The sequence below is a fragment of the Archangium gephyra genome (assembly GCF_049060025.1).
In the GTDB taxonomy this organism is placed as follows: domain Bacteria; phylum Myxococcota; class Myxococcia; order Myxococcales; family Myxococcaceae; genus Archangium; species Archangium gephyra_A.
Genome location: NZ_JBMEQQ010000002.1, coordinates 8,259,113 through 8,285,406, shown reverse-complemented (window position 1 = coordinate 8,285,406; position 26,294 = coordinate 8,259,113). Strand labels below are relative to the sequence as shown.

The window sequence follows — 26,294 nt, the reverse complement described above, 5'->3', positions numbered from 1 at the left end:
CCGCGGCCCTGCTCACTGGGAGTGCGAGCCGTCCCCGGCTAGAAGGCGGCGGTGGACGGGGCCACGGCCGGCATGCGCTCCACGGACTCGGCCGGCTCGAGCACCCGCCCCGGCTCCACGAGCACGCCGCTCTGGGCCACGCGGCGGAAGTAGTGGCAGGCCGGAGTGGGCCGCCGCTCGAGGGTCTCGAAGTCCACCGAGTAGAGGCCGAAGCGGGGCCCCCAGCCCTCGAGCCACTCGAAGTTGTCCATGAGGGACCAGTAGAGGTAGCCGCGCACGTCGGCGCCCTGGCGGACGGCGCTGAGCATCTGGCTCCAGTGGTTGTAGAGGTACTGGGGCCGCCGGTCGCCCTGGCGGTCGTCGATGCCGTTCTCGGTGACCCAGATGGGCTTGCCGTACTTGTGGTGCAGCTCGACGAGGAGGTGGGAGAAGCCCTCGGAGTAGTCCTCCCAGCCGATGTCGGTCAGGCCGCGGTTGTGGATGTCGCGGTACTGGAACTGGAGGAAGGGCGGCTTGGGAATGAAGCGCAGGTGGGCACGCGTGTAGTAGTTGATGCCCATGAAGTCCACGCTGTCGCGGCCACCCTCGATGCGCTGGCGCGTGGAGGCCAGGCCCGGCATCTGGATGCGCAGCTCGCCATCGGTGAGGGCGCGGTGGAAGGCGTGGTTGTAGTTGTCGAAGGCGAGCCGGGTGAGGGCACGGTCCAGCGGGTGCCACCAGCGGTCCGGCCGGAAGGCGAGCATGTTCTGCGAGATGCCGATCTCACACCGGCCGCACTCGCGCAGAATCTCCTCGCGGGCGGCGACGTGCGAGCGCGCGATGTTGCCGAGCGCGAGCATGGCCTTGGAGCCATCCGCGATGCCGGGGGGAATGACGCCCTGGAGGTAGCCGCCGAGCAGCAGCACCATGGGCTCATTGAAGGTGATGACGAGCGCATCGAGGCCCTTGAGGATGCTCGCGCAGATGCGGGCATAGCGGCGGAACTCGACGACGGAGGAGGGCTCGTGCCAGGGGGTTTCCCGGTGGAACCACTGGGGATGGGTGAAGTGGTGGAGGGTGACGACGGGCCGGATGCCGGCGGCCTTCATGCGGAGCAGGCGCTGGCGGTACTGATCGACGGCGGACTCATCCACCTGACCACGGACGGGCTCGATGCGGGCCCATTCGAGCGAGATGCGGAACGCCCCGCTGCCCACCTCCTTGGCGAGCTGGACGTCATGGTCGAAGAGGTTCCAGTGGTCCACGCCGCGGCCGCAGCGGTGGTTGGGGTCCTTGCACTTCCCCTGGCGCTCCCACTCGGACCAGTCGTTCTCGATGTGCCCTTCGACCTGATAGGCGGCGGTGGCCACCCCGAAGGTGAACCCGCGCGGAAATTCATTGGTGCCCATGAAACACAAACTAGGGGCCCGTCTGACGAGCGGGAAGTGAGGGCCCCGCCGAGGATTCACAACAAGCCGCGGGTCCGGACGGTTATCCAACAATTCCAGCCCCTGAGAGGCCGCGCGGGCGGAGAACCACGGATCCGAGGCCACGAAGCCGCGCCCCCCGAACCCCACCCGCGCTTCTCCCCGCTGTGCCCCGAAGAGCGACCCTGGCCCACACCTTGCTCCAGGGCGGCGCACCCCCTTTCACACTGGAGCCCTCATGACCCGAGCCCTGCTGACCGCCCTCCTCCTCCTGGCCACCCCTGCCCTGGCCCAACCACCCGCGCCCGCGAAGAAACACCCGGGCTGCTTCGTGCTGCTGGACCTGAAGACCGGACAGCTGAAGCGAAATGACGCGAAGCGCTGCGAGAAGCGGATGCCCCCGGTGTCGACCTTCAAGGTGCCGCACGCGCTCATCGCCCTGGAGACGGGAGTGGTGAAGGACCCGGCGGCGGAGCGCAAGTGGGACGGCCAGAAGCGCTCCATCGCGGTCTGGAACCGGGACCACTCATTGGAGTCGGCCATCCGCTACTCGGCGGTGTGGTTCTTCCAGGGGACGGCGAAGGAGATCGGCCGTGAGCGGATGAAGGACTGGCTGCACCGCTTCAACTACGGCAACGAGGACATTTCCGGCGAGCTCACGACCTTCTGGCTGGGCAGCCCGCTGCGCATCTCGCCGGAGGAGCAGGTGCGCTTCCTGGCGCGGCTGTACCGGAACGAGCTGCCGGTGAGCGAGCGGACGCGGGAAGCAGTGAAACGGATGCTGCTGTACACGCCGGAGACGGTGACGGAGAGGACGAAGCGGCTGGCGGGGCCATGGAGCGCGGGGGCGGTGGTGAGTGGGAAGACGGGCACGACGAACACGAAGGAGGACGGGGAGGTGAGCTGGCTGGTGGGGCACGTGCGCTCGGCGAAGGGGGAGTACGTCTTCGCGAGCCTGGTGACGGGCGAGCGCCGCGAGGGCCCGGTGGCGCTGCACGCGGCGGTGGACGAGCTTCCAGTCACTCGGAGTGCTCGACTGAAGGACCGGGCGGCGAACACCACCCATTCAGGGCCCTTCCTCCCTACCGGACGGCTCGCGTAGCGTCCGGCCATGGCGCATTACGACCTCGTGGTGATCGGCTCCGGCCCCGCTGGCGAAAAGGGCGCGGTGCACGCGGCACTGCACGGCAAGCGGGTGGCGGTGGTGGAGCGGGAGCCGGTGCCCGGCGGCACGGCGGCCAACACGGGCACCATTCCCTCCAAGACGCTGCGCGAGACGTCGCTGTACCTCTCGGGCTTCCGGCAGCGGGGCCTGTACGGGGTGGAGGCCAGACTGTCCCACGAGACCACCGTCTCGGACTTCCTCTACCGGGAGCGGCGGGTGAAGGGCAGTGAGCGCGAGCGCATCCTCGAGGACCTGAAGCGCCACGGGGTGGAGCTGGTGTACGGCCGGGGCACGCTGGCGGACGCGCACACGGTGGTGGTGAGCCGCGAGGGCCAGCCGGAGCGGAAGCTGACGGCGGACGTCATCCTGGTGGCCACGGGCTCCTCGCCCTACCGCCCGCCGCTCTACCCCTTTGGCGACCCACGGGTGCACGACTCGGACGAGCTGCTCGACATCCAGCAGTTGCCGCGTGCGCTGGTGGTGGTGGGCGCGGGCGTCATCGGCTCCGAGTACGCGTGCATGTTCGCCGCGCTGGGGATTCCGGTGACGCTGGTGGACCCCAAGCCCGAGCTGCTGCCCTTCCTGGACGATGAGCTTCTCCGCGCTGCTGAAGCGGCGGATGGAGGCGCTCGGAGTCCGGATGCGGCTGGGGCAGACGGTGGAGGCGGTGGAGGTGCCGTCGGACCGCAATGCCCCCATCCGGCTGACGCTGAAGGATGGCGAGCGGCTGGAGGTGGACCAGGTGCTGGTGGCCTCGGGGCGCTCGGCGAACACGGCGGGGCTGGGGCTGGAGGCGGCGGGGGTGAAGCTGGGCGCGCGAGGCCAGGTGGAGGTGGGGCCCGAGTACCAGACGGCGGTGCCCGGCATCTACGCGGTGGGGGATGTCATCGGCTTCCCGGCGCTGGCGTCCACGTCCATGGAGCAGGCGCGCATCGCGGTGATGCACGCATTCGGGCTGGAGGCGAACAAGATGGCGCCGGTGCTGCCCTACGGCATCTACACCATCCCCGAGGTGTCCATGGCGGGCGAGACGGAGGAGTCGCTCGCGTCCAAGGACATCCCGTACGTGGTGGGCCGGGCCCACTTCTCCACCAACGCGCGCGGGCAGATCATCGGCGAGAGCTACGGCCTGTTGAAGCTGCTCTTCCGCCGCGAGGACTTGAGGCTGCTGGGCGTGCACGTGCTGGGCGAGCAGGCCTCGGAGCTGGTGCACGTGGGGCTGCTGGCGCTGATGACGGGCGCCAGCGCCCGGCTCTTCGTGGAGACGTGCTTCAACTACCCCACGCTCTCCGAGGCCTACAAGACGGCCACCTACGACGCGCTGGAGAAGGTCAGGTCCCTTCCTGCCAGGACCCCAGGTACTTGAGCTGCCCGGGGGTGAGCTTGTCGATCTTCACCCCCATGGCGCGCAGCTTCAGCCGGGCGATCTCCTGGTCCAGGTGCTCCGGCACCGCGTAGACCTTCTTCTCCAGCTTGCGGTGGTTCTTCACCATGAACTCGCTGGAGAGCGCCTGGTTGGCGAAGGACATGTCCATCACGCTGGAGGGGTGGCCCTCGGCGGAGGCGAGGTTGATGAGGCGGCCCTCGCCCAGGATGATGATGCGCTTGCCGCTCTTGAGGGTGAACTCCTCCACGAACTCGCGGAGCACGGCGCGGCCCTTGGACAGCTTGTGCAGCGTCTTCAGGTCGATCTCCACGTTGAAGTGGCCCGAGTTGGAGACGATGGCGCCGTCCTTCATCTTCTCGAAGTGCTCCTGGCGGATGACGTCGATGTTGCCCGTCACCGTGCAGAAGAAGTCGCCAATGCGGCACGCCTCGCTCATGGGCATGACGCGGAAGCCGTCCATGACCGCCTCGAGCGCGGTGGTGGGGTCCACCTCGGTGACGACCACGTCGGCGCCCATGCCGCGGGCGCGCATCGCGAGGCCCCGGCCGCACCAGCCGTAGCCGGCCACCACGAAGACGCTGCCGGCCAGCAGCCGGTTGGTGGCGCGGATGATGCCGTCGATGGTGGACTGGCCCGTGCCGTAGCGGTTGTCGAAGAGGTGCTTCGTCTTCGCGTCGTTGACGGCGATGATGGGGTACTTGAGCACGCCCTCCTTCGCCATGGCGCGCAGGCGCACCACGCCCGTGGTGGTCTCCTCGGTGCCGCCGATGACGTGCTCCAGCAGCTCCGTGCGCTCGTTGTGCAGCACGCCCACCACGTCCGCCCCGTCATCCATGGTGAGCTGGGGCCGGGTGTTCAGCGCCTCGTGGATGTGGCGGTAGTAGGTGTCGTTGTCCTCGCCTTTGATGGCGAAGACGGAGATGGCGTGGTCCACCACCAGCGCGGCCGCCACGTCGTCCTGGGTGGACAGCGGGTTGGAGGCGCACAGGGCCACTTCCGCGCCGCCCTCCTTCAGGGCAATCACCAGGTTGGCCGTCTCCGCCGTCACGTGCAGGCACGCCGCCAGCCGCACGCCCTTCAGCGGCTTCTGCCGGGCGAAGCGCTCGCGAATCTGGTTCAGCACCGGCATCGTGCGGCCCGCCCACTCGATGCGGCCGCGGCCCTTCTCGGCCTGGAGGGGATCCTTGATGTCCGCGTGCACCGGCGCGAAATTGACCTTCGCTCGCTTCTTGAGGCTCACGACCTTCGCCATGGGGGGCATCCTTCGAGAGAGTGGAGAAAAAGAAAACGCGCGTGAGCCTTACCGGGGCTCACGCGCGTTTCAACAATCCGGGCGGATCAGCGTTGACGGTCCGCCAAGGGACTTCAGACGGCCTTCAGCCGGGAGGTGCCGGCGGGGCCCGCGACGGCCTCGCGCAGGGCGTCCTTCTTGTCGGTGCGCTCCCAGGAGAACTCCTTCTCGGAGCGGCCGAAGTGACCGTACGCGGCGGTCTTCTGGTAGATGGGCCGCAGCAGATCCAGGTACTCGGTGATCTCACGCGGCTTGAGGCCGAACGTGCGCTTGATGGCCTGCTGGATCTTCTCCTCGGGCACGGTGGCCGTGCCGAAGGTCTCCACCAGCACGCTCACGGGGTCGGCCACGCCGATGGCGTAGGAGACCTGCACCTCGCAGCGGCTCGCGAGGCCCGCGGCCACCACCGTCTTGGCGATGTGACGGCCCATGTAGGCCGCCGAGCGGTCCACCTTGGACGGGTCCTTGCCCGAGAAGGCGCCGCCACCGTGACGGCCCATGCCGCCGTAGGTGTCCACGATGATCTTCCGGCCCGTCACGCCGGAGTCGCCCATGGGGCCGCCGATGACGAAGCGGCCGGTGGGGTTGATGTAGATCTTCGTCTTGGCGTCGATGAGCTTCTTGGGCAGCGCCTTGGCGATGACGTCCTCGCGGATGGCCTCGTGGATGCGCTTGTTGGAGACGTCATCCGAGTGCTGCGTGGAGACCACCACCGCGTCGATGCGGGCCGGGCGGCCGTTGCGGTACTCGACGGTGACCTGGCTCTTGCCGTCCGGGCGCAGCCAGTCGTGCGTCTTGCGGCGCACGTCGGACAGGCGGCGGGTGAGCGCGTGGGCGTAGTGGATGGGGGCCGGCATCAGCTCCGGCGTCTCGTCGCAGGCGAAGCCGAACATCATGCCCTGGTCGCCGGCGCCCTGCTCCTTCTTGTTGTCCACGCCCCGGGCGATGTCCTGGCTCTGGCCCTCGATGGCCACCATGACGCCGCAGGTGTTGCCGTCGTAGCCCATGGAGCTGTCGGTGTAGCCGATCTTGCAGATCGTGCTGCGGACGATCTTCGGGATGTCGACGTAACAGTTGGTGGTCACCTCGCCGGCGACGATGGCCAGGCCCGTCTTCACCAGGGTCTCCACGGCCACGCGGCCCTGGGGATCCTTGGAGAGGATGGCATCCAGCACGCCGTCGGAGATCTGGTCGGCGATCTTGTCCGGGTGCCCTTCAGTGACGGATTCGGAGGTGAACAGGTAGTCGGTCGGCATGTCGTCTTCGGCTTCGGAGGGAATACTGCTCACGTCAACGGCGTGAAGAGCGGGGACACTAAACGTTGGGCTCCAGGGGAGTCAAACACGGAGGCAGGTAGAAAATTCGCCGGCGAGTCGTGAGGCGGGCCCACCTGGCAGGCAGCCCACCCCCCGGGCCCCGCGCCGGATGGCGCGTGAATTTCGCGCGCCCCCAGCCGTTCCATTGCGCTACAGAGACAGCCCTCTGAAGGAAGGACTTGAATGAACGCCCGTCTCCGCTCCCTGACCCTGCTGGCCACCCTCGCCTTTGCCCTCCCGGCGCTCGCCGCGCCCAATGAGCCCGTGGCCAAGCCGGTGAAGACCGTCGTGCAGTCCGTGCGCTACAACAAGGACGACATCGCCCTCAAGCAGCTCGCCAACGAGGAGCAGGGCCGCTTCCTGCTCGGCGAGGACTGGGACAAGGGCACCGAGGCCCAGCGCAAGGAGTTCACCAGGCTCTTCAACAGCCTCTTCGCGAAGATCGCCTTCCCCAAGGTGCGCGAGAACTTCAAGAACCTCGCGTCCATCACCTACGACGACCCGGCGGTGGAGGGCGACAAGGCGCAGGTGAAGTCCACCGTCGTCATCGAGCACCCGCTGAAGAAGCAGGAGATGAAGCTCCAGTACTCCGTGGTGAAGAGCCAGGGCGGCTGGAAGGTGCTGGACGTGGCGGTGCTCGGCGACTCGATGCTCACCGGCATCCGCGACGACCAGGTTCGCCCCATCATGAAGCAGGGCGGCTGGGAGCACCTGCTGCAGCTCATGCGCACGAAGGAAGCCGAGCTGACCAAGAAGTAGCCGTGCCTTCCGCTCCAGGAGCCGGGTAACCGGGCGCCCGGAGGAGAAGCAGGTTGTACGCGGGGACAGGTGAAGTAGAGAGGAGGGGCCGATGTCCCGTCCCCTCCTCCAGCCCGACCCCGTGCGCGAAGGGCGCTCCTCCCGCGAGGTGGACGCCTTCTGCGTGCAGTTCGCCCCGCGAGCCCCGGGGCACCCCGCGGTGAGGGACCTCCAGCACCTGCTGGCCGAAGTCCCCTCGGAGGGCCTGGAAGCCCGCCTGGAGTGGGTGGAGCGCTTCGTCGCCTGGCTGCGGGATCCCACGCCCGCCCTCGGCTTGATGGAGCCCGTGGAACCCGAGGCCCCCGCGGCGGTGACACGCCTGGCCCTGCTGGTGCGTGTGCTGGAGACGCGGGCCTCGGCCCGTGAGCCCGTGGCCGTCCTGGTGCGCGAGGTGATGGCCGCGACGAGCGGACTGAAGCTCTTCTCCCAGGTGGGCCTGCCCGCCGGGCTGGGCTTCTTCGGCGAGGTGTCGGACCGGCTCGCACGCCGCCTGCTGCCCTCGCCGCCCGAGAACCACCAGCTCTCGGAGTTGCTGCTGCGGCTCTTCCCGGTGCCCGAGGACGCGGCCTGGTTGGAGGGCCTGCCCCCGGAGCTGCTGGCGCGGCTCTCCGCCCTGTTGCAGGGGGGGACCCAGCCTCCGGTGAGGGGGCCCGCGCAGGTGGTGCGGGCCTCGCTGGTGGATGCCCTGTGCCTGCTCGCCGTGCAGGCGGCGGCCCTGGGGCTGACCGAGGACGTGAGGGACCGCTGTCCGGAGGTGTCCTTCCGCGCCTCGCCCTTCCTGAAGCTGCGCCGGGTGTGCGAGGGCGTGCAGGCCCGTGACGCCGCGCCGGACTCGCTGCGGGAGCTGGGCGATGTGGTGGAGGAGTGCCGGCAGGTGGTGGCCATCGTCACCAGCCACCTCGAGCAGTACGGGGTGAGCGTGGACCTGGTGTACCGGCTGGAGCGCATCCGCCGGAGCCTGGAGCGGATGGAGGCCATTGCCCGGGTGCTGGGCGCGGCGCCGGGCGAGGCCCACTGGCGCGAGGGGCTCGTGCTGGTGGCGGACCTGCTGCGCCGGGCCCACACGGACCGCTCGGTGCGCGCGGTGGTGGCGGGCAACGCGCGGCTGCTGGCCCGCAAGGTCATCGAGCGCGCGGGCCACTCGGGCGAGCACTACATCACCACCACGCGGGCCGAGTACCACCACATGGTGCACTCGGCGGCGGGAGGCGGGCTCATCACCGCCGTCACCGCCATCCTCAAGCTGTACGCGGCCACGCTCGCGCTGGCGCCCTTCTTCTACGGGCTGACGTTGGCGGGCACCTACGTGGGCAGCTTCCTGATGATGCAGGTGACGGGCTCCACGCTGGCCACCAAGCAGCCGTCCATGACGGCGGCCACGTTGGGGAGCGCCATCGGCCAGGGCGGCACGGGCGGGCGGCTGTCGCACCTGATGGAGCTCATCCCCCGCATCACCCGCTCGCAGATCGCCACGGCGCTGGGGAACATGGGCACCGTGCTGCCGGCGGCGGTGGGCCTGTCCATGGCCTTCGCGTGGTGGAAGGGGCACCCGCTGCTCAACGCGGCCCAGGCCCACTACGTGGTGGACGCGCTCCACCCCTGGCGCAGCGGCACCATCTTCTACGCGGCGTTGACGGGCGTGCTGCTGTGGCTGTCCAGCCTCGTGGCCGGCTGGCTGGAGAACTGGGCGGTGTACCGGCGCATCCCCGAGGCCCTCGCGCACCACCGGGTGCTGCGGCGGGCGCTGGGCGAGGCGGGAGCGAAGAAGCTGGCGGGCCTCTTCTCGCGCAACATCGCCGGGCTGGGGGGCAACGTGAGCATCGGCGTGCTGCTGGCGCTGCCACCGGTGGTGGGCCACTTCTTCGGGCTGCCGCTGGACGTGCGGCACGTGACGCTGTCCTTCGGGCAGTTGTGCCTGGCCGGGTACGCCCTGGGGGCCACGGCGGTGCTTCAGCCCGGCTTCCTCGCGGCGTTGGGAGGCATCGGGATCACCCTGGCCATCAACTTCGGGGTGTCCTTCTCGCTCGCCCTGGCCGTGGCCCTGCGGGCGCGGGACGTGCCGGTGCGGGACATGCTGCGGCTGGTGCGGCTGATGAGCGCGCGCTTCCTGAGAGATCCCCGGGCCTTCCTGTTGCCGCCTCGGGCCTGAGGTAGGGGTCTTCCAAGTCCACCCTGGTTGTAATCCCAGGCTCGGAGACCGCGGGAATATTCTTCCCCGTCATCCAAGCCCCTCTGAGAGGGAGAAAGCAGGCAGCGGCCGGGCAGCCGAGGCATCTCGCCGTGCTTCTGAAGAGGGCGGTTCTCCGGTAGGGTCCGCGCCGCATGAGTGACTCGACCCACAAGACGCCCCGCTTTGCTCTCGCCTACGCCAAGTTGATGGTGCGCAGGCCCGGGCTCGTCATCCTCGCGATCCTCGCCCTCACCGGCGCGTCATTGTGGGGAACCTCGAAGCTGACCATCAACTCCAACCAGCTCGACCTCATCTCGCAGGATCTGCCCGAGGTTCAGGACGTCAAGCGCGTCATCGACATGGTCGGTGGCAGCGGCTACCTGATGCTGGCGCTGCGCGGCGAGGACGAGCCCACGCTCAAGAAGGCCGCCGACGACATCGCGGCCGGACTGCTGGCGGACAAGGAGAACGTCCGCTTCATCACCTACAAGGTGCCCGTCGAGTTCGTGCAGCAGCAGATGGGCCTCTTCATCAAGACGGAGGACCTGGCCGAGGGCAAGCGCCGCATCATGGCGTACCTCAAGGATCAGCTTCGCCGGAACAACCCCTTCTTCATCGAGATCCAGAAGACCGAGCCGGTGAAGCTCGAGATGCAGGACCTCGTCGACAAGTACAGCAGCGTCGGCAAGAAGAGCATCCGGGATGACTACTACATCTCCAAGGACCGGAAGATGTTGCTCATCCTCATCAAGCCGATGTGGGACTCCAACCAGCTCGCCAAGACGAAGGTCTACGTCGAGAAGCTGCGCAAGGACATCGCGGCCTACTCCAAGAGCGCGAAGGCCAACGGCGTGGAGGTCGTCGAGGACTACGGCAAGATGGGCGACAAGTCGCTGGTCGCCTACGGCTTCACCGGCTCCTACAAGACGGCGGTGGACGACTCGTACGCCATCGAGGAGTCGCTCGAGCCGGTGTCGCTGCTGGCGTTCGCGGCCATCTTCCTCATCACCATCCTGGCCTTCCGCAAGTTCGTGCCCACCCTCATCGTGTCCATCGGCACGGTGATCGGCACCGTCATCACCATGGGCTTCACCTACATCACCGTGGGCGAGCTCAACATGATCACCAGCATCCTCGGCGCGCTGCTGCTGGGGTTCGGCATCGACTACGGCATCCACTTCATCTTCCGCACGCGGCTGGAGCTGGGCCAGGGCAAGCCCTATGACCAGGCCATCCAGGACGCGGTGGTGAACGCGGGCCGGCCGGCGCTGGTGTCCGCGGTGGTGACGGCGGGCTCGTTCTTCGTGCTGATGGTCAGCGAGTTCCGCGGCTTCAGCCAGTTCGGCTTCCTGGCCGGCTGCGGCACCTTCATCATCGGCGTGCTGCTGTTCGCCTGGAGCCCGGCGCTGCTGGCGCTGGCGGGCCGCATCAACCCCGAGCTGCCCAAGAAGCTCATCGGCGAGATGAAGCCGCCGGCCACGCAGAACGCCAGCACGGGCAAGGAGCTGCGCGTTCCCAAGCCCGGCCTGATGCTCGCCATCAGCACCGTCGTCGTGGCCATCCTGTGCGCCATCGCCATCCCCTGGAGCGATGTGGACGTGCCCACGGACAAGCCCGCCTCCTTCATGGACCGCGTCAAGGCCGGCATCCGCTTCAACTACAACAGCCGCGCCCTCATCCCCGAGGGTCAGACGTCGGTGCGCCTGCAGGATGAGATCAGCGAGCGCTTCGACATGTCCGCCGATCCCATCGCCGTCTACACCCGGACGCTGGAGGAGGCGAAGGCCGTCTACGACGAGCTCGAGGATCCGGAGAAGCGCAAGACGAAGTACTCCGCCATCGATCAGGTGGTGAGCATCTACACCTTCGTGCCTCCCCCGGAGACGGCCGCGGCCAACGCGAAGATCCTCCAGGAGTGGCAGGAGGAGCTCAAGGACATCGACGTGGAGTCGCTGCCCCCGGACGTGCAGGAGATGGCGGCCCTCGGCAAGAAGATGCTGGAGGCGCGGCCCTACGACGTGAACGGGGTGCCGGAGATCTACGCCTCGCAGTTCCGCCACCTGCCGGAGACGAAGCCGGAGAACCACGGCTACCTCACGTTCATCTACCCGAGCGTGGACCTGTGGGACGGCAAGAAGATGCTCACGTTCGTGGACCAGACGAACAACATCCCCACCCCCGAGGTGAAGGATGCGCAGGGCAACGTCATCGCCGAGGCCCAGGTGCGCCGGGCGGCCGGCGCGGCCCAGCTCTTCGCGCGGCTGGCGCGCATCGTGCTCGGCGACGGCCAGCTCACCGTGCTCCTGGTGACGCTGTGGATCCTGGTGATGCACTTCCTGGACTTCCGCAACGTGAAGCTGGCGCTGGCCTCCGTCATCCCGCTCACGGTGGGTCTGGCGATGATGCTGGGCTTGATGACGGCGTTCGACCTGCACCTGAACTTCATGAACATCATCATCCTGCCCATCCTCCTGGGCTTCGGGGTGAGCCACGGCCTGTACCTGCTGCACCGCTTCCTGGAGGGCACCTCGCCCGTGGTGGCGCTGCGCAGCGTGGGTGCCGCGGTGGCCTCGTCCACGCTGACGACGGCCGCGGGCTTCGCCGCCCTGATGGCGGCCAGCCACAACGGCCTGAAGTCCATGGGCATCGTCGCGTGCATCGGCCTCATCACCACGCTGGTGGTGTCCTTCACGGTGCTCGCCGCCGTGATGCAGGTGATGTGGGACCGGCTGCCGCGCAAGGTGCAGGACGGCGTGGCGCACACGCCCCCCGCGTCGCCCTCCAGCAAGGACAAGTCCGAGGCGGCCTGACGCACTCCCGCTGAGACAGCGGCCAGGTCTCGCCGGATGAGAAAGAGCCCGGGCCGTGGAAGGTGACACGAATAGTCACTTCCCGGCCCGGGCTCGTTACATTACCGGGGTGCCCACTTCCGGTAACCCTTCCATCCTGGCCATCGACCTCGGGACCTCGGCCGTGAAGCTGGCGGCCGTCACCCTCCGGGGCACCATCCTCGGCGGTGAGGTGGAGCCGCAAGAGCTCCACCTGCTGCCCGACGGCGGCGCCGAGCAGGACCCCGAGGCCTGGTGGTCCGCCATCATCCGCGGCACCCGGCGCCTGCTGGACAAGGGTGTCGTCTCCGCGGACGACATCGTCGGCATCAACATCAGCTCCCAGTGGTCCGGCACCGTCGCCGTCGACGAGCGCGGCAAGCCCCTGCGTCCCGCCATCATCTGGATGGACTCGCGCGGCGAGACCCACGTGCGGCGTGTCGCCCACGGCTTCATGCCCGTGGAGGGCTTCGGCATCGCCCGCCTGCTCACCTGGGTGCGGAGGACCGGTGGCGCGCCTACCCTCTCGGGGAAGGACCCGCTCGGCCACATCCTCTACCTGAAGCACGAGCACCCCGCGCTCTACCGCGACACCTACAAGTTCCTGGAGCCCAAGGACTGGCTCAACCTGCGGCTGAGCGGCCGCTTCGCGTCCTCCTACGACACCATCACCCTGCACTGGGTCACCGACAACCGCGACCTCCAGCGCATCCGCTACGACGAGGGCCTGCTCAAGATGACGGGCCTGCCGCGCGAGAAGCTGCCCGACCTGGTGCCGGCCGCCAGCGTGCTCGGCCCGCTCCAGCCCGAGGCCGCCCGTGCCCTGGGCCTCAGTGAGAAGGTCCAGGTCATTACCGGAGCTCCGGACATCCTCGCCGCCGCCGTGGGCTCGGGCGCGGTGCGCGACCACGAGGCCCACCTGTGCATCGGCACGTCCTCCTGGCTCAGTTGCCACCTGCCCTACAAGAAGACGGACGTCTTCCACCAGATGGGCACCCTGCCCTCCGCGCTGCCGGGCCGCTACCTCCTCACCAACGAGCAGGAGTCCGCCGGCATCTGCCTGTCCTTCCTCAAGGACAACATCCTCTTCGGCCACGAGGAGCTCGCCCGCGACGGCAACACCGATGACCAGGGCCAGGCCTCGGCCAACCTCTACAAGGTCCTCGAGAAGGAGGCCGAGCGCATCCCCGCGGGCAGCGACAAGCTCATCTTCATGCCCTGGCTCAACGGCGAGCGCAGCCCCGTGGACGACCAGCGCCTGCGCGGCGGCTTCTTCAACCAGTCCCTCAAGACGACCCGCGGGCACATGGTGCGCGCCGTGCTCGAGGGCGTGGCCTACAACTCGCGCTGGCTCTTCACCTACGTGGAGAAGTTCGTCGGCCGCAGGCTGGACTCCATCCGCATCATCGGCGGCGGGGCCCGCTCCAAGCTGTGGTGTCAGATCATCGCGGACGTGTTGGACCGGCGCATCCAACAGGTGGACGAGCCCGTGCTCGCCAACGCCCGCGGCGCGGCCTTCCAGGCGGCCCTGGCGCTCGGGCACCTCACCGTGGACGAGATTCCCTCGCTCGTCCCCGTGGCCCACACCTTCGAACCCAACCCCCAGAACCGCGGGCTCTATGACGAGCTCTTCCGCGAATTCGTGAACCTCTACAAGTCCAACAAGGCCATCTTCGCGCGGCTCAATCGGGTGCGGAGCGCCTGAGACGGCCACGGGAGCACAGGAACACCATGGATCTGCCCGAGCTCGGAACGAACCTCCTCAACCGCATGCCGCCCCGGTTGCTGTCGGCGGCGGAGCGCTACCTCAAGAACGTCCCCCTGCTGCGAGACCGGCTGTCGAAGGAGACGGACTCGATGCTGGCCGGGCTGGAGGGCGGACTGAAGCCCTACCGCGGCCAGACGCCCACCTTCAGCACGCTCCCCGCCAAGGGCCTCTCGCACGAGGAGGTGCTGAAGCAGATGGAGGACATGCGCGAGAAGGAGGAGGACCGCTGGAAGGAGGGCTACGTGTCGGGCGCCGTGTACCACGGTGACTCCGGGCACATCGACTTCCTCAACCGCGTGTACGCCCTCAACTCGCAGAGCAACCCGCTGCACGCGGACCTCTGGCCGAGCGCCACCAAGTTCGAGGCCGAGGTGGTGGCCATGACGGCCCACATGCTCGGCGCCACCGAGGCCAACGCGGGCAGGGCCCCGGAGGAGCACATCTGCGGCGCGCTCTCCTCGGGCGGCACCGAGAGCATCATGCTCGCGATGAAGACGTACCGGGATTGGGCGCACGAGACGAAGGGCATCACCCGCCCGGAGATGGTGGCCCCCTCCAGCGCGCACCCGGCCTTCGACAAGGCCGCGCACTACTTCGGCATCAAGATGGTCCGCGTGCCCGTGGGGCCGGACTACCGCGCGGACGTGAAGGCCACGCGCAAGGCCATCAACCGCAACACCATCGTGCTCATCGGCTCGGCGCCGGGCTTCCCGCACGGAGTCATCGATCCCATCGAGGAGCTGTCGGAGCTGGCGCGCAAGCGGGGCATCGGCTTCCACACCGACGCGTGCCTGGGCGGCTTCGTGCTGCCCTGGGCGAAGAAGCTGGGCTACCCGGTGCCGGCCTTCGACTTCCGGCTGCCCGGCGTCACGTCCATGTCCGCGGACACACACAAGTTCGGCTACGCGGCCAAGGGCACGTCCGTGGTGCTGTACCGAGGCACCGCGCTGCGCTCGTACCAGTACTTCACCGCCACCGAGTGGCCCGGCGGCATCTACTTCTCCCCCACCTTCTCCGGCAGCCGCCCCGGCGCCCTCATCGCGGCGGCCTGGGCCTCGCTCGTGGCCACCGGCGAGGCGGGCTACCTGGACGCCACCCGCCGCATCCTGGAGACGGCGGACACCCTCAAGCGCGGCATCCGCTCCATCCCCGGCCTGCACGTGCTCGGCGAGCCGCTCTTCGTCATCGCGTTTGGCTCGGACAATGTGGACATCTACAAGGTGATGGAGCACATGGGCGAGAAGGGCTGGAGCCTCAACGGGCTGCACAAGCCGGCCGCGGTGCACCTGTGCGTCACCCAGCGGCACACGCAGCCCGGCGTGGCCGAGCGTTTCCTCGAGGACCTGAAGGCCGCCGTCGAGCACGTGCGCGCCCACCCGGAGGAGAAGGGCACCATGGCGCCCGTCTACGGCATGGCGGGCACGGTGCCCTTCCGGGGGCTCTTGAGCGACCTGCTCAAGAAGTACATGGACCTCATCTACAAAGTCTGAGGGTAACGTCCATCGGAGGGGGAGCGCATGCGCAACCAAGGTGTGTCCGTCGTGGGCCCGTGGCTGTTGAGTCTGCTCCTCCTCGGGCTCGCGAGCCCCGCCTTCGCGGCCTCCCCTCCTCCCAGTGATGCCGGGCTGCGCGGGCTCCTCCGGAAGTTTGGGAAGCTGGAGGAGCCCCCGGATTTCGAGGCGGAGTGGCGCTTCAAGCGCCTGGACCTGGAGGACCCCTACCGGGTCATCGTGCAGGCCGCGCTCGAGCGCCCCGAGCCCGCCCACGCCATCGCGAAGCTGAGGGAGCGGTACGCGTTGAACGCGGCCGCGGCGCGAGCGCTGCTCCTCGGCCAGCTCGTGGCCTTACCGCCGGGCGACCCCTTCGCGACGCTCACTCCCGAGCAGGTCCGGCGCGCGCTGGACTCCTACGTGGAAGCCGCGCGCGAGGCCCCTGGCAGTCTCGCCGTGCTCACGGCCATCCTCACCCTGCCCCAGAGCTACCTGTTGCCGGCACAGGAGTATGAGGCGCGCTTCCTCGAGGCCCTGAACGCCGCACCCGCTCCCGTCGAGTCCGCCCTCCAACTCTCCCGCCTGGGCGAAGGGCTCGGCGGATGGAACGTCTCACTCGCCGCCCTCGCGGTCAGCCGTCAGCCCGAGGCGCTGCCGCGCGCGCTCGAGGCGCTCGGACTGGGAGAGAGCAGCGGGGAGTCCACCCTCTTCTACTTCGCCGCCTTCCAGACCCTGCGCGCCCGTCAAGACGGGGACTTCCCCACCGCACTGGCCGAGCGGCTCCTCCGCAATCTCCTGATGAGAGAGCAGCCCGCGCTCGCGGTGGAGCTGGCCCGGCAACTCCCGGCCACGGCGCGGGAGGGGCTTCTCGCGGGGAGATGGAGCGTCCAGGACGCCCGTTACCGCTACAGCTCCAATCGAGGTGAGCGCGTGGAGGAGCAAACCCCGGGAGACCTCCGCCCCGGCCTCGCCGCGGCCCTGCTCCACGGTGGTGACACCCGGGCGGCGGCGGACTGGTTCGCCCACGCGGCTCCGGCCCCCTCGGGGCTCCGGAAACGGGGAGAGGACTGCTCGCCCGAGGTCCATCACGCCCTCCTCTCCGTCCTCTTGAAGCCAGAGCCCGAAAAGCCGGAGCCCGGGGCCGACCCGTTTCCGCTCCTCGTCGCGGATGCGCGCTGCAGCCGGGTCCTCACGTACCCGTGGAACGTCCTGCTCGCTCAGGCCCTCCAGTCCCGCTACCCCGAGGAGGTGCGCTCGCACCTGAGCGACGCGGTGGAGGCCGAGCGGGAGGACCCTGACCCCGTGCCGCTGCGGACCCACCTCTCCTTCCTCGACGGCGCGCGGGCCACCTTCGAGGCCGCCGGCAAGGCCCGGCTCGCGCGGCTCGAGTCCGCCCTCGCGGCCCTTCCGAAGCAGCCCGGGGACAGTACGCCCGCCGCGGAGCCCGACCCGCTCGCCGCCCGCATCCGCGAGCTGCTCGCCGCACCGTCCGCCTCGCCCTTCACCGAGCATCCCCTGGCCAAGGCGCCCAGAAACAAGGCGGCTTTGCGCTGGAGGCCCATCCAGAGCGGATTCCAGCCGCCCCTGGGCTTCCGTCCCCTGCGCGCCGAGCGCTCCGGCGAGCGCATCCTGCTCCTCGCCCTCTCGCAGCGGCTCGACCCGGCGGGCGAGGTCTCCGGCGGCGGCTACTGGCTCCTCGACTCCCGGGATGGGGGCAAGACGTGGGGCTCGATCCTCTACACGGGCCTGCGGCAATACAGGCCCTACGAGCTCGCGAAGAAGTCCTCGCTCCCCATGCTCGACGGAGACACGCTCCGGCTCGAGGCCTCCGTGCGCGAGCTGGAGGAGAAGAGCATCACCTTCCCGCCCCTCGGCCTGAAGACGAAGCGGGAGAAGAAGAACCTCTTCCTCCAGGCCAGCCTCCCCGAGCTTCCAGAAGGACTCCGACGCGGATGGGCTGCCGGACCTCGTCGAGGAGCGCTTCCTCACCGACCCGGCCGCCGCGGACACCGATGCCGATGGCGTCTCCGACGGGGAGGATCCCCTCCCGCACGTGCCCGCCGTCCAACGCGGCGCGGAGAGCCCCGGGGCCCGGCTGCTGCCGGCCTTCCTCGCCAGAGTGAAGGGCGGGGAGGACGTCCCGAAGGCCCTGCTGGTGGGCCTGCCCGACGAGGAGGGCGCCCCGGAGCCCTTGCGGCTGCCGAAGGGCACCACGCCGGAGTCCCGCTACGACGCGACCTTCCTTGAGATGGACCGTGGCGGCCTGCGCGGCGTGCAGATGACCTCGCGCACCCTCGTGCTCACGTCCGAGGAGGCTGCACGAAGGCCCAGGAGCGCTTCGGCCGCTTCTTCGGCCTGAGCGTCGAGCTCCTCTTCAACGCGGCGGGAGACCAGGCCCTCATCACCTGGGACGAGCGCTGGCGCGGGGGGAGATACCTGGCGCGGCTGGAGAACGGCCAGTGGGTGTTCGAGTCGCTCGGCCAGTGGATTACCTGAGCGGCGAGTGCGGCTCCGGCCCACGTGTCACGAAAGTGTCACGAGGGCCGGGAGGGGACGGCCCTACAGTCCGCGCATGCCGCACATCCTGATCGTCGATGACGAGCCGGACCTGGCGGGGCTGTTGGCGTACAACCTGGGGCGGGCGGGATTCACGACCACCCAGGCGCATACAGGAGCGGAGGCCCTGGAGCGGGTGCGCGAGGCCCTGCCGGACCTCGTCTTGCTGGACCTGATGCTGCCCGACATGGACGGGGCGGAGTTGTACCGCCAGTTGCGAGCGGACCCGGCCACGAGCCCACTGCGCGTCCTGGTGATCTCCGCCCGTCCGGACGCCCACTCCCGGGTGCAAGGGGTTGAGGTGATTCTCAAGCCTTTCAAGGTTCAGGAGGTGGTGGCGCGGGTGACCGCGCTGCTGGGGACCCCTTGAAATACCCACGCATCTTTCATGCTGGTACTTATCCACAGGTGTTGTAGTCACCCCCTCGCAACGGATGGGTGACGGGACGCATCGCGTCCGGCCCAGGAGAAGCGCGATGCTCGAGAAGTTGATGCCCAAGTCGGACGAGTTCTTCGACGACTTCGATGCCCAGTGTGCTGTCACGGTGGAAGGCGCCCGCATGCTGCATGCGCTGCTGAGCGACTTCCAGGACGTGGCCACCAAGGTGCAGGCCCTGAAGGACATAGAGCACAAGGGCGATGAAGTGACGCACACCGCCTTCAACCGGCTGCACAAGCAGTTCATCACCCCGTTCGACCGGGGGCAGATCCACACCCTGCTGTCGCGCATCGACGACGTGCTGGATCTGGCCAACGCCGCGGCGTCGCGGATCCACTACTACGAGATTCAATCGAGCCTGCCGGACGCCACCGAGCTGGCGCGGCTGCTGGTGCTCAGCGCCGAGAAGGTGAAGGAGGTGGTGGCGGCGCTGCGGCTCATCAAGAAGCCCGAGCAGATCCTCGCCGGCTGCAAGGAGATCAAGCGGCTGGAGACGCAGGCGGACGAGGCGCTGCGCGCGGGGCTGGGCCGGCTCTTCAAGAGCGGGGCGGACACGCTGACGATCATCAAGTGGAAGGAGATCTACGACCTCATCGAGACCGCCACGGACAAGTGTCAGGGTGTGGCGAACGTCATCGAAGGCGTGGTCCTGGAGCACTCGTAATATGCTGCTCACCGCCGTCATCCTCATCGTCGCGGTCGCGCTCATCTTCGATTTCATCAACGGCTTCCACGACGCGGCCAACTCCATCGCCACGGTGGTGTCCACGCGCGTGTTGTCGCCGAACCTGGCCGTCGCATGGGCCGCCTTCTTCAACTTCATCGCCGCCTTCGGCGGTGGGGTGAAGGTGGCCAACACCATGGGCAAGGGCATCATCAACTTCGAGATGCTGCGCGCCGCGGGCTCTCAAGCGGTGCTGCTGGTCATCTTCTCCGCGCTGATGGGCGCCATCGCGTGGAACCTGCTGACCTGGTGGTGGGGCCTGCCGTCCTCGTCCTCGCACGCGCTGGCGGGCGGGATGATTGGCGCCACGCTGCCGGTGCTGGGCTTCCAGGGCCTGGTGGGCGCGGGCATCGCGAAGATCGCCCTCTTCATCGTGCTCTCGCCGCTCATCGGCATGGTGCTCGGCACGGCGCTGATGGTGGTGAGCACGTGGACGGTGCACAAGCAGACGCCGTTGAAGGTGGACTCGTGGTTCCGGCGCCTGCAGCTCGTGTCCTCGGCCATCTTCTCCTACAGCCACGGCACCAATGACGCGCAGAAGGTGATGGGCATCATCGCGGTGGTGCTCTTCGGCACCATCTGGAAGGACCGGCCCTTCCAGATCGACTGGTGGGTGATCATCTCGTGCCACGCGGCCATCGCGCTGGGCACCTTCTTCGGCGGCTGGCGCATCGTGAAGACGATGGGTCACAGCCTCACGAAGCTGGCGCCCATCGGCGGCTTCGCCGCGGAGACGGGCGGAGGCGTCACCATCATCGCGCTGGCGAAGCTGGGCATCCCCGTGTCCACCACGCACACCATCACCGGTGCCATCACCGGCGTGGGCTCCACCAAGGGCTGGCGCGCGGTGAAGTGGGGCGTGGCCGGCCGCATCATCTGGGCCTGGGTGTTCACCATCCCCGCCTCGGCGCTCATGGCAGTGCTGGTCTATGGACTGTCCAAGCTCGTCGTCATGGCCGTGGGGTGAGAGTGGTGTAGAAACGGGCGCCCCTCTCCCGCGCCGGGAGCAGGGCCGGGAGAGGAAACCGACGATGAACCGACTCGCGCTCGTGCTGGGACTCGTGCTGCTCGCCGGCTGTGCCACCGTGAGGAGCAGCCGCGTCCGCCCCGACTACGAGGCCGTGGACAAGACGCAGGTGAAGCGGCTGGCCGTGGTCACCCAGCCGCTCCCCGAGGGCAAGCAGGAGGTGGGCGAGCTGTGGAGCCTCATCGCCCGCCGCTACGTCAACCAGAACCGCGACTTCATCGCCAAGGCCAACCTCGCCATCGCCGGCAACCCCGAGGACACCTCCCACAAGGGCCTGTGCGTCGAGGGCATCGAGGGCATCCTCTGGCTCTCCCCCGACGTGAAGCGCTCCGGCAAGGGCGTCGAGGCCGCCGTGAAGGCCCAGTTGCTGCGCTGCCGCGATGGCCAGGAAGTCTGGGCCGCCGAGGCCGCCGGAAGCTGGCCCTCCGAGGATGAGCGCTACAAGGAGCTCACCGTCCAGTACACCCGCGAGCTCGGCGACGGCGTCGCCCCCTACGTGGGCCCCACCTTCCGCCTCCTCAGCGCCACCCTCGACACCCTCCCGCGCCCCCAGCTGAATGACGCGGACGTCGAGGAGAAGATCGAGCCTCGGGGAGTAGCCGCCCATGGTGGACCAGAGCACCGCCCTCATCCGGCTCGGCATCTCCTTCGGACTCGGCTTCGCGCTCGGCTTCGAGCGAGAGGTCCGCGGGCAGAGCGCTGGTCTGCGCACCCATATCCTCGTCTGCCTCGGCTCCTGCCTCTTCACCCTCACCAGCCTCTTCGCCGAGCAGCCCCTGGATGCCGACACGCACCACGAGGTCCGCGCCGACATCACCCGCATCGCCAGCCAGGTCGTCGTCGGCATCGGCTTCCTCGGCGGCGGCGCCATCCTCCGCCACGGCGCCAGCATCCGCGGCCTCACCACCGCCGCCAACCTCTGGCTCACCGCCTCCGTCGGCCTCGCCGTGGGCATGGGCGTCCCCGTGCTCGCCCTCGCCACCGTGGGGCTCGCCCTCTTCGCCCTCGCCGGCCTGCGCTTCCTCGAGCGTGCCATCCGCCGCTTCCGCAAGAAGCACGGGCTCATCGCGGACCGGGATTTGTCTTCACGGGAGCCCGTGAACAATGACGAGGGCACGGTGAAACCGCGGGAGTAGGCAGACCCCCACCCCGGGGGGCTTGCCCCCCTTTGAACGACGGGGGGCTCCTCTCCCGAGGGAGAGGGGGCGCTCACCGTTTTACGGCTGCTCTCCCATGCGCCGGTCCATCTCCGTGCGGATGAAGCGCTCGATCTCCTCCGCCGTCGTCAGGTCCATCGCCGTCTCGAGCAGTTGCTGCGCATCCGCCCGGCTCGCCTCCCGGATGATGCCCTTCACCGTCGGAATCTGCCCCGCCGTCATCGACAGCTCGTCGAAGCCCATGGCCAGCAGCACCAGCGCGTAGAGGGGGTCGCCCGCCATCTCCCCGCACATCGCCACCGGGATTCCCGCCCCCTTGGCCGCCGTCACGATGTTCTGCAGCGAGCGCAGCACCGACAGGTGCAACGGCTTGTAGAGGTACGCCACGTCCCGGTTCTGCCGGTCGATCGCCAGCGAGTACTGGATGAGATCGTTCGTCCCCACCGAGAAGAAGTCCGCCTCCTGCGCCAGCCGGTCGGCAATCAGGGCCGCGCTCGGCGTCTCCACCATGATGCCCACCTGGAAGCGCTTGCCGATCGGAACGCCCGCGCGCCCCAGCTCCGTGCGGCAGGCCTCCAGCTCGCTCCGGGCCTCGCGCAGCTCGCTCATGCCGCAGATGAGCGGGAACATCATCCGCATGTGCCCGTGCACGCTCGCGCGCAGCAGCGCCCTCAGTTGCACCCGGAAGAGCTCCCGGTTCGCCAGGCAATAGCGGATGGCCCGCAGCCCCATCGCCGGATTGGGCTCCTTCTCGTGCTTGCCCTTGCCGGGCACCTTGTCTCCACCGAGGTCCAGCGTGCGGATGGTCACGGGCCTGCCGCCCATCGCCTCCAGCACCTGCCGGTAGGCCCGGTACTGCTCCTCCTCCGTCGGAGGGCTCTTGCGGTCCAGGAACATGAACTCGGTGCGGTACAGGCCGATGCCCTCCGCGCCGTGCTCCAGCAAGGACTGGATCTCCTCCGGGAACTCGATGTTTCCCACCAGCCTCATGCGGAAGCCGTCCGTGCTCTGCGCCGGAAGGTCCTTGGCTTCCAGCGCCCGGGCCTCGATCTCCTGGTGGCGGCGCATCGTCTCGTGGAAGTGCTTGAGCTGATCCTCCGTGGGGTTGACCAAGACGAGGCCCCGCGTGCCATCCAGCGCCACCAGGTCTCCCGGCGAAATCTGCTCACTGGCCCGGCCCGCGCCCACCACCGCGGGCGTCGAGCGGGCGCGCGCGACAATGGCCGTGTGGCTCGTCTGACCGCCCAGGTCCGTGACGAAGCCCGCCACCCGCCCGCTGCGCGCCATCATCGCCGTGTCGGCGGGAGACAGGTCGTGCGCCACCACCACCGCGTGGTCCGGCAGCGTCACCTCCTCGTCCACCACCTGCCCCATCAGGTTGCGCACCACCCGGTCCGCCACGTACTCCACGTCCGAGCGCCGCTCCCGGAAGTACTCGTCCGGGATGTTGTCGAAGAGGTGCTTGAGCTTGCGCGCCACCCGCCGCACCGCCCACTCCGCGTTGATGCGGTCCTCCACGATCAGCCGGTTCACCTCGTCCACGAACATCGGGTCGTGGAGCATCAACCGGTGCGCCTCGATGATGAGGCCGTGCTCGGGCCCTTCCGAGCGGGTGATCTGTTCCTTGAGCCTCGGAGAGCTGGCGGTCGGACAGGTCCAACGCCGTCTTCATCCGCATCCGCTCGGGGTCGACCTCGGCCTCGGCCAGCCGCAGCTTGGGCGTGCGCACCCGCTTGCGGTCTAGGATGTAGGCGTGGCCCACCGCCACGCCTGGCGAGGCGCCGATGCCCTTGAGACTCAACGTGGGGGTGGCCTGGCTGCTCACGGTCCCTTCTTCGTCTGCGGCGGCTCGCCGCGTAACTGGCTTCACTTCGACTCGCCGAACCTGTTGGCGATGAGCTTCTGGATGTCCTGGAGACACGCCTCGGCGTCGTCCCCCTTGCACGTCACGGTTACTTCCATGCCCTGGGCCGCCGCCAGCATCAGCACACCCATGATGGACTTGGCATTGGCTTTCTGGCCCTCGCACAGGAGCGTCACTTCGCTCTTGTAGCGGTTGGCCACCTGGACCAGCTGCGCCGCCGCCCGGGCATGCAGCCCCAGCGCGTTGATGATCTCGAATGTCCCTTCGGCCACGCTCGACATTGCCAGTCCCTGTTCTCCACTCTTTCTACAAGAAGGCCCCCGCCACACAGGCCAGTCCCGCGGCGAGATAGAGCACCACGTAGTTCGGAACCCGACGGGCGACCAGGAGGTAGGACACCACCCCCAGGGCCAGGCAGCCCGCGGACAACAGGGGCGCGAACCGGCCGCCCGCGTTGGCCCCGAAGGCGACCGCCAGCCAGGTGGCCAGCCCGCCCGCGCACGCCGCCGCCACCGCCCGCAGCTTCGCTCCCCGGGTGGGAAGGTTGGCCCGGGCCACCGCTTCCACCAGCCTGTCCCCCAACGCCAATCCCAGCAAGTACAACCGGGCCCGGAGCGTCAGGTGGACGAGGTTGTAGAGGAAGAGGAAGAGCACCGCCGCCCACGCCGCCAGCAGCGGCACCAGCGCCGCGCACACCGCCCCGGTGGCCGGCTTGAGCGACAGCCAGAAGAAGCCGTCGCCCAGCGCCGCCAGGGGGCCCATGAGGGCCGCCTTGAAGGCCACCACCCGGTCCGGCGGCTCCTCGCCCCGGGCAATCCGCTGCTCGTGGTACAGCACGCCGCCCACGATGGCCGCCGCCACGTAGGGGTGGGTGTTGAAGAAGACGAGGTGCCGGCGCACCGCCGCCTCGAGCGCCTGCTTCTCCGGGTAGAGCCGCTCCAGCGCGGGGTAGATGGCGTAGGCCAGCCCCAGGTTCTGCATGCCCTGCGGGTTCCACGAGGCCTGCAGGAAGAGCGAGCGCAGGAAGACGCGCAGCAGCACTCCGCGGGAGAGGGGCGGGTTGGCCACGCTCACAGGCCCTCCCGGAGCAGGACGAGCAGCACGGCCAGGGCGACGACCCCGGCCCCGAGGCCCGCGAAGAGGGGGGCTCGCCGGGCATGGCTGCCGCGCGCGGCGATGGCGGCCGCCACCGAGGCCATGGCCGGGTAGGCCCACGCCAGGCCCCGCAGCACCGGCAGCGGCAGCCGCTCCAGCAGCGGCCCGAGGAAGAAGCCCGACAGCGCGCACGCGGAGGTGATGGCCCCGAAGAGGACGAAGTGCGGCCACATGCCCCAGAGATTCTGCTGCATGGCCCGGGTGAGCTGGCCCGCCTCGGCCGAGGCCATGGCCTTGCGCGCCAGGCGCGACGAGTAGCGCTCCAGCACCCGGTCCACCTGCAGGCCCAGCCGCGCCAGCCCGATGAAGAGGAGGATGGCGATGGACCAGAGGGCCGGGGTGGAGCCCGCGCCGGTGGCCGCCGCCATGGTGGCCGCCGCCGCCGAGGTGCCCGTGGCCGACAGCGTGTCGTTGTCCGGCAGCGAGGCACCCAGGTTGGCCGTGCCCAGGTGGAAGAGCTTCCAGCAACATGCCGATGAAGAGGCCCGAGGGCACGTCGTTGAGCAGCAGGCCCATGGCGGTGGCCGCCACCAGCGGCCGGGAGAACATGGCCTGCAGGAAGGCCTTTCGCTCCACCGCGACGAGGCCCCCCCAGATGCCGGCGAGCGCCACCTGGGTCCAGCCCACGCTCACGGGCTCATCCCGCCTTCCCCCACCGCTCTTGCAGGTCCGCCAGCTCCACCGGCTTCTCCGCCGGCACCGCCCGCGCCTCCACCTTCACGCCCTCCTCCGCCAGCCGCTGCAGCGCCTGCAGCTCCGACTCGGCCAGGAAGACGGACGGCGACACCTGCCGCCGGCCCGTGCCGAAGTGCACGTTGCCCAGGTTGAGCTGCTCCACCTTCAGCCCGTGTGCCTGGGCGAAGGGCACCGCCGCCACGTCCCGCAGCAGCACCAGCGTCTTGATGGAGTCCTGGGAGATGCCGGCGAAGTCCACCTGCGCCAGCGGGAAGATTTGAACCTCGATGGCGCTCTGCACCGCCAGGGCCATGGCGGCGCGCACCAGCGGGCTGCTCGCCGCCTCGTCGTCAGCGACGACGACGCGCGAGACCTTCAAATGCGGGAGCCAGGCCTCGACGACCTGTCCATGAATGAGGCGGTTGTCGACGCGGACCAGGGAGATCACAGCAGTCTCGAATCGCCCACCCTCGGGGGGCCGTCAAGTTCGCGGCACGGCCGGCTGCGGCTGCTGACGCTGCTGGGCCTCGCGCAACAGGGCTGAAGCACAGGTGATGTTCCGCTGTCCATAGGACGCGAGCTGGCTGGCCATCTCGGAGAGCGGCAGATCCTCGGAGCGCAGCGAGTTGGCCTTCAGGAGCATGGGGAGGTTCACACCCGCGAGCACCTCCAGCTTGCCCGACTGACAGCGCTCCGAGCACATCATCAGCGACTCCTTGCAGGGAGTGCCGCCGAAGAGGTCGGCCATGACGATGACGCCATCGCCCTGGTCCAGATCGGCCACCGCCTGCCGCATCTTCGCCCGGAGGTCCTCGACGGAGGTTCCAGGCTCGATGTTGCAGGTCGCCACCGAGGGCAGCTTGCCCACGATCTGCTCAGCGGTCGCTACCAGCTCGTCCGCCAGACGTCCGTGCGATGCCACTACGAGGCCGACCATGATCACCTCTCACCAGCCCCCCCAGGGCTGTGCCTGACTACGCCTGAATGGTGCGATGCGCAACCCCCACCGAAAGTTTCCGTTGGCACCCAATCCACCACCCCACCCGAACCCACCTTGCCTTCCTGACGGAAGGTAAGT

At 68.9% G+C, this 26,294-nt stretch carries 19 protein-coding genes and 4 pseudogenes; 14 read left to right on the top strand and 9 right to left on the bottom strand.

What is annotated here, in order from left to right; translation table 11 throughout:
• Positions 1–38: 38 nt before the first annotated feature.
• Positions 39–1,388, bottom strand: coding sequence for a glycoside hydrolase family 1 protein (locus tag ACN28I_RS36385; protein WP_420946492.1), 1,350 nt, complete (start codon positions 1,386–1,388; stop codon positions 39–41).
• A 256-nt stretch (positions 1,389–1,644) separates the two neighbouring features.
• Between ACN28I_RS36385 and ACN28I_RS36380 the strand changes: the two genes are divergently transcribed.
• The 3 genes and pseudogenes from ACN28I_RS36380 (at position 1,645) to ACN28I_RS36370 (ending at position 3,937) form a co-directional block, all read left to right on the top strand.
• Complete coding sequence (locus tag ACN28I_RS36380; RefSeq protein ID WP_420946491.1) at positions 1,645–2,508, top strand: penicillin-binding transpeptidase domain-containing protein; 864 nt, start codon at positions 1,645–1,647, stop codon at positions 2,506–2,508.
• Positions 2,509–2,517: 9 nt separating this feature from the next.
• A pseudogene (locus tag ACN28I_RS36375) lies at positions 2,518–3,123 on the top strand (FAD-dependent oxidoreductase); the annotation flags it as partial.
• A gap of 37 nt (positions 3,124–3,160) precedes the next feature.
• On the top strand, positions 3,161–3,937 hold the full coding sequence (locus ACN28I_RS36370) for an FAD-dependent oxidoreductase (protein WP_420946490.1): 777 nt from the start codon (positions 3,161–3,163) through the stop codon (positions 3,935–3,937).
• Here the strand turns inward: ACN28I_RS36370 and ahcY are convergent.
• On the bottom strand, positions 3,903–5,210 hold the full coding sequence (ahcY, locus tag ACN28I_RS36365; RefSeq protein WP_420946489.1) for an adenosylhomocysteinase: 1,308 nt from the start codon (positions 5,208–5,210) through the stop codon (positions 3,903–3,905). The two genes, ACN28I_RS36370 and ahcY, sit on opposite strands and share 35 nt — an antisense overlap.
• Positions 5,211–5,323: 113 nt before the next feature.
• Positions 5,324–6,505, bottom strand: a complete 1,182-nt coding sequence (gene metK, locus ACN28I_RS36360; RefSeq protein ID WP_420946488.1) for a methionine adenosyltransferase — start codon at positions 6,503–6,505, stop codon at positions 5,324–5,326.
• A gap of 243 nt (positions 6,506–6,748) precedes the next feature.
• On the opposite strand from metK, the gene ACN28I_RS36355 reads away from it, so the two are divergent.
• From ACN28I_RS36355 to ACN28I_RS36305, 11 genes and pseudogenes are all read left to right on the top strand, one after another.
• Positions 6,749–7,324, top strand: a complete 576-nt coding sequence (locus ACN28I_RS36355; RefSeq protein WP_420946487.1) for an ABC transporter substrate-binding protein — start codon at positions 6,749–6,751, stop codon at positions 7,322–7,324.
• 91 nt (positions 7,325–7,415) lie between these two features.
• Positions 7,416–9,512 (top strand): site-specific recombinase, encoded by a 2,097-nt coding sequence (locus ACN28I_RS36350; protein ID WP_420946486.1) that lies wholly within the window; start codon positions 7,416–7,418, stop codon positions 9,510–9,512.
• Positions 9,513–9,685: 173 nt separating this feature from the next.
• Positions 9,686–12,343, top strand: coding sequence for an efflux RND transporter permease subunit (locus ACN28I_RS36345; RefSeq protein WP_420946485.1), 2,658 nt, complete (start codon positions 9,686–9,688; stop codon positions 12,341–12,343).
• Positions 12,344–12,452: 109 nt separating this feature from the next.
• Positions 12,453–14,066: a xylulokinase gene (locus ACN28I_RS36340; protein WP_420946484.1), complete on the top strand. Its 1,614-nt coding sequence runs from the start codon at positions 12,453–12,455 to the stop codon at positions 14,064–14,066.
• Positions 14,067–14,092: 26 nt separating this feature from the next.
• Entirely contained in the window at positions 14,093–15,619 is a 1,527-nt protein-coding gene (locus ACN28I_RS36335; protein WP_420946483.1) for a pyridoxal phosphate-dependent decarboxylase family protein, read from the top strand.
• 27 nt (positions 15,620–15,646) lie between these two features.
• Entirely contained in the window at positions 15,647–17,866 is a 2,220-nt protein-coding gene (locus ACN28I_RS36330; protein ID WP_420946482.1) for a hypothetical protein, read from the top strand.
• Positions 17,867–18,191: 325 nt separating this feature from the next.
• A complete protein-coding gene (locus ACN28I_RS36325) occupies positions 18,192–18,545 on the top strand; it encodes a response regulator transcription factor (RefSeq protein WP_420946481.1) in 354 nt (117 codons plus the stop codon).
• Between the two features lie 106 nt (positions 18,546–18,651).
• On the top strand, positions 18,652–19,278 hold the full coding sequence (locus ACN28I_RS36320) for a DUF47 domain-containing protein (protein WP_420946480.1): 627 nt from the start codon (positions 18,652–18,654) through the stop codon (positions 19,276–19,278).
• Position 19,279: 1 nt separating this feature from the next.
• Positions 19,280–20,305 carry an inorganic phosphate transporter gene (locus ACN28I_RS36315; RefSeq protein WP_420946479.1) on the top strand — a complete coding sequence of 342 codons (1,026 nt, stop codon included), beginning with the start codon at positions 19,280–19,282 and terminating at the stop codon, positions 20,303–20,305.
• Positions 20,268–20,891, top strand: a pseudogene (locus tag ACN28I_RS36310) (MXAN_6521/LA_1396 family lipoprotein); the annotation flags it as partial. The gene ACN28I_RS36315 and the pseudogene ACN28I_RS36310, both read left to right, overlap by 38 nt.
• Before the next feature lie 79 nt (positions 20,892–20,970).
• Positions 20,971–21,501, top strand: a complete 531-nt coding sequence (locus ACN28I_RS36305; protein ID WP_420946478.1) for an MgtC/SapB family protein — start codon at positions 20,971–20,973, stop codon at positions 21,499–21,501.
• An 81-nt stretch (positions 21,502–21,582) separates the two neighbouring features.
• Here the strand turns inward: ACN28I_RS36305 and ptsP are convergent.
• From ptsP to ACN28I_RS36275, 6 genes and pseudogenes are all read right to left on the bottom strand, one after another.
• Positions 21,583–23,347: pseudogene (gene ptsP, locus ACN28I_RS36300) on the bottom strand (phosphoenolpyruvate--protein phosphotransferase).
• A 41-nt stretch (positions 23,348–23,388) separates the two neighbouring features.
• Positions 23,389–23,667, bottom strand: a complete 279-nt coding sequence (locus ACN28I_RS36295; RefSeq protein WP_375768097.1) for an HPr family phosphocarrier protein — start codon at positions 23,665–23,667, stop codon at positions 23,389–23,391.
• A 25-nt stretch (positions 23,668–23,692) separates the two neighbouring features.
• Positions 23,693–24,454: a PTS system mannose/fructose/sorbose family transporter subunit IID gene (locus ACN28I_RS36290; protein WP_420946477.1), complete on the bottom strand. Its 762-nt coding sequence runs from the start codon at positions 24,452–24,454 to the stop codon at positions 23,693–23,695.
• Between the two features lie 2 nt (positions 24,455–24,456).
• A pseudogene (locus tag ACN28I_RS36285) lies at positions 24,457–25,174 on the bottom strand (PTS sugar transporter subunit IIC).
• 4 nt (positions 25,175–25,178) lie between these two features.
• A complete protein-coding gene (locus ACN28I_RS36280) occupies positions 25,179–25,664 on the bottom strand; it encodes a PTS sugar transporter subunit IIB (RefSeq protein WP_420946476.1) in 486 nt (161 codons plus the stop codon).
• A 33-nt stretch (positions 25,665–25,697) separates the two neighbouring features.
• The gene (locus ACN28I_RS36275; protein WP_420946475.1) at positions 25,698–26,153 is read right to left on the bottom strand and encodes a PTS sugar transporter subunit IIA; all 456 of its coding nucleotides are present in this window, start codon (positions 26,151–26,153) and stop codon (positions 25,698–25,700) included.
• Positions 26,154–26,294: the final 141 nt, after the last annotated feature.

Excerpts from the sequence above, each read along its gene's own strand:
- ACN28I_RS36385 (WP_420946492.1), bottom strand. The coding sequence starts at position 1,388 with ATGGGCACCAATGAATTTCCGCGCGGGTTCACCTTCGGGGTGGCCACC.
- ACN28I_RS36380 (WP_420946491.1), top strand. The coding sequence starts at position 1,645 with ATGACCCGAGCCCTGCTGACCGCCCTCCTCCTCCTGGCCACCCCTGCC.
- ACN28I_RS36370 (WP_420946490.1), top strand. The coding sequence starts at position 3,161 with ATGAGCTTCTCCGCGCTGCTGAAGCGGCGGATGGAGGCGCTCGGAGTC.
- ahcY (WP_420946489.1), bottom strand. The coding sequence starts at position 5,210 with ATGGCGAAGGTCGTGAGCCTCAAGAAGCGAGCGAAGGTCAATTTCGCG.
- metK (WP_420946488.1), bottom strand. The coding sequence starts at position 6,505 with ATGCCGACCGACTACCTGTTCACCTCCGAATCCGTCACTGAAGGGCAC.
- ACN28I_RS36355 (WP_420946487.1), top strand. The coding sequence starts at position 6,749 with ATGAACGCCCGTCTCCGCTCCCTGACCCTGCTGGCCACCCTCGCCTTT.
- ACN28I_RS36350 (WP_420946486.1), top strand. The coding sequence starts at position 7,416 with ATGTCCCGTCCCCTCCTCCAGCCCGACCCCGTGCGCGAAGGGCGCTCC.
- ACN28I_RS36345 (WP_420946485.1), top strand. The coding sequence starts at position 9,686 with ATGAGTGACTCGACCCACAAGACGCCCCGCTTTGCTCTCGCCTACGCC.
- ACN28I_RS36335 (WP_420946483.1), top strand. The coding sequence starts at position 14,093 with ATGGATCTGCCCGAGCTCGGAACGAACCTCCTCAACCGCATGCCGCCC.
- ACN28I_RS36330 (WP_420946482.1), top strand. The coding sequence starts at position 15,647 with ATGCGCAACCAAGGTGTGTCCGTCGTGGGCCCGTGGCTGTTGAGTCTG.
- ACN28I_RS36325 (WP_420946481.1), top strand. The coding sequence starts at position 18,192 with ATGCCGCACATCCTGATCGTCGATGACGAGCCGGACCTGGCGGGGCTG.
- ACN28I_RS36320 (WP_420946480.1), top strand. The coding sequence starts at position 18,652 with ATGCTCGAGAAGTTGATGCCCAAGTCGGACGAGTTCTTCGACGACTTC.
- ACN28I_RS36315 (WP_420946479.1), top strand. The coding sequence starts at position 19,280 with ATGCTGCTCACCGCCGTCATCCTCATCGTCGCGGTCGCGCTCATCTTC.
- ACN28I_RS36305 (WP_420946478.1), top strand. The coding sequence starts at position 20,971 with ATGGTGGACCAGAGCACCGCCCTCATCCGGCTCGGCATCTCCTTCGGA.
- ACN28I_RS36295 (WP_375768097.1), bottom strand. The coding sequence starts at position 23,667 with ATGTCGAGCGTGGCCGAAGGGACATTCGAGATCATCAACGCGCTGGGG.
- ACN28I_RS36275 (WP_420946475.1), bottom strand. The coding sequence starts at position 26,153 with ATGGTCGGCCTCGTAGTGGCATCGCACGGACGTCTGGCGGACGAGCTG.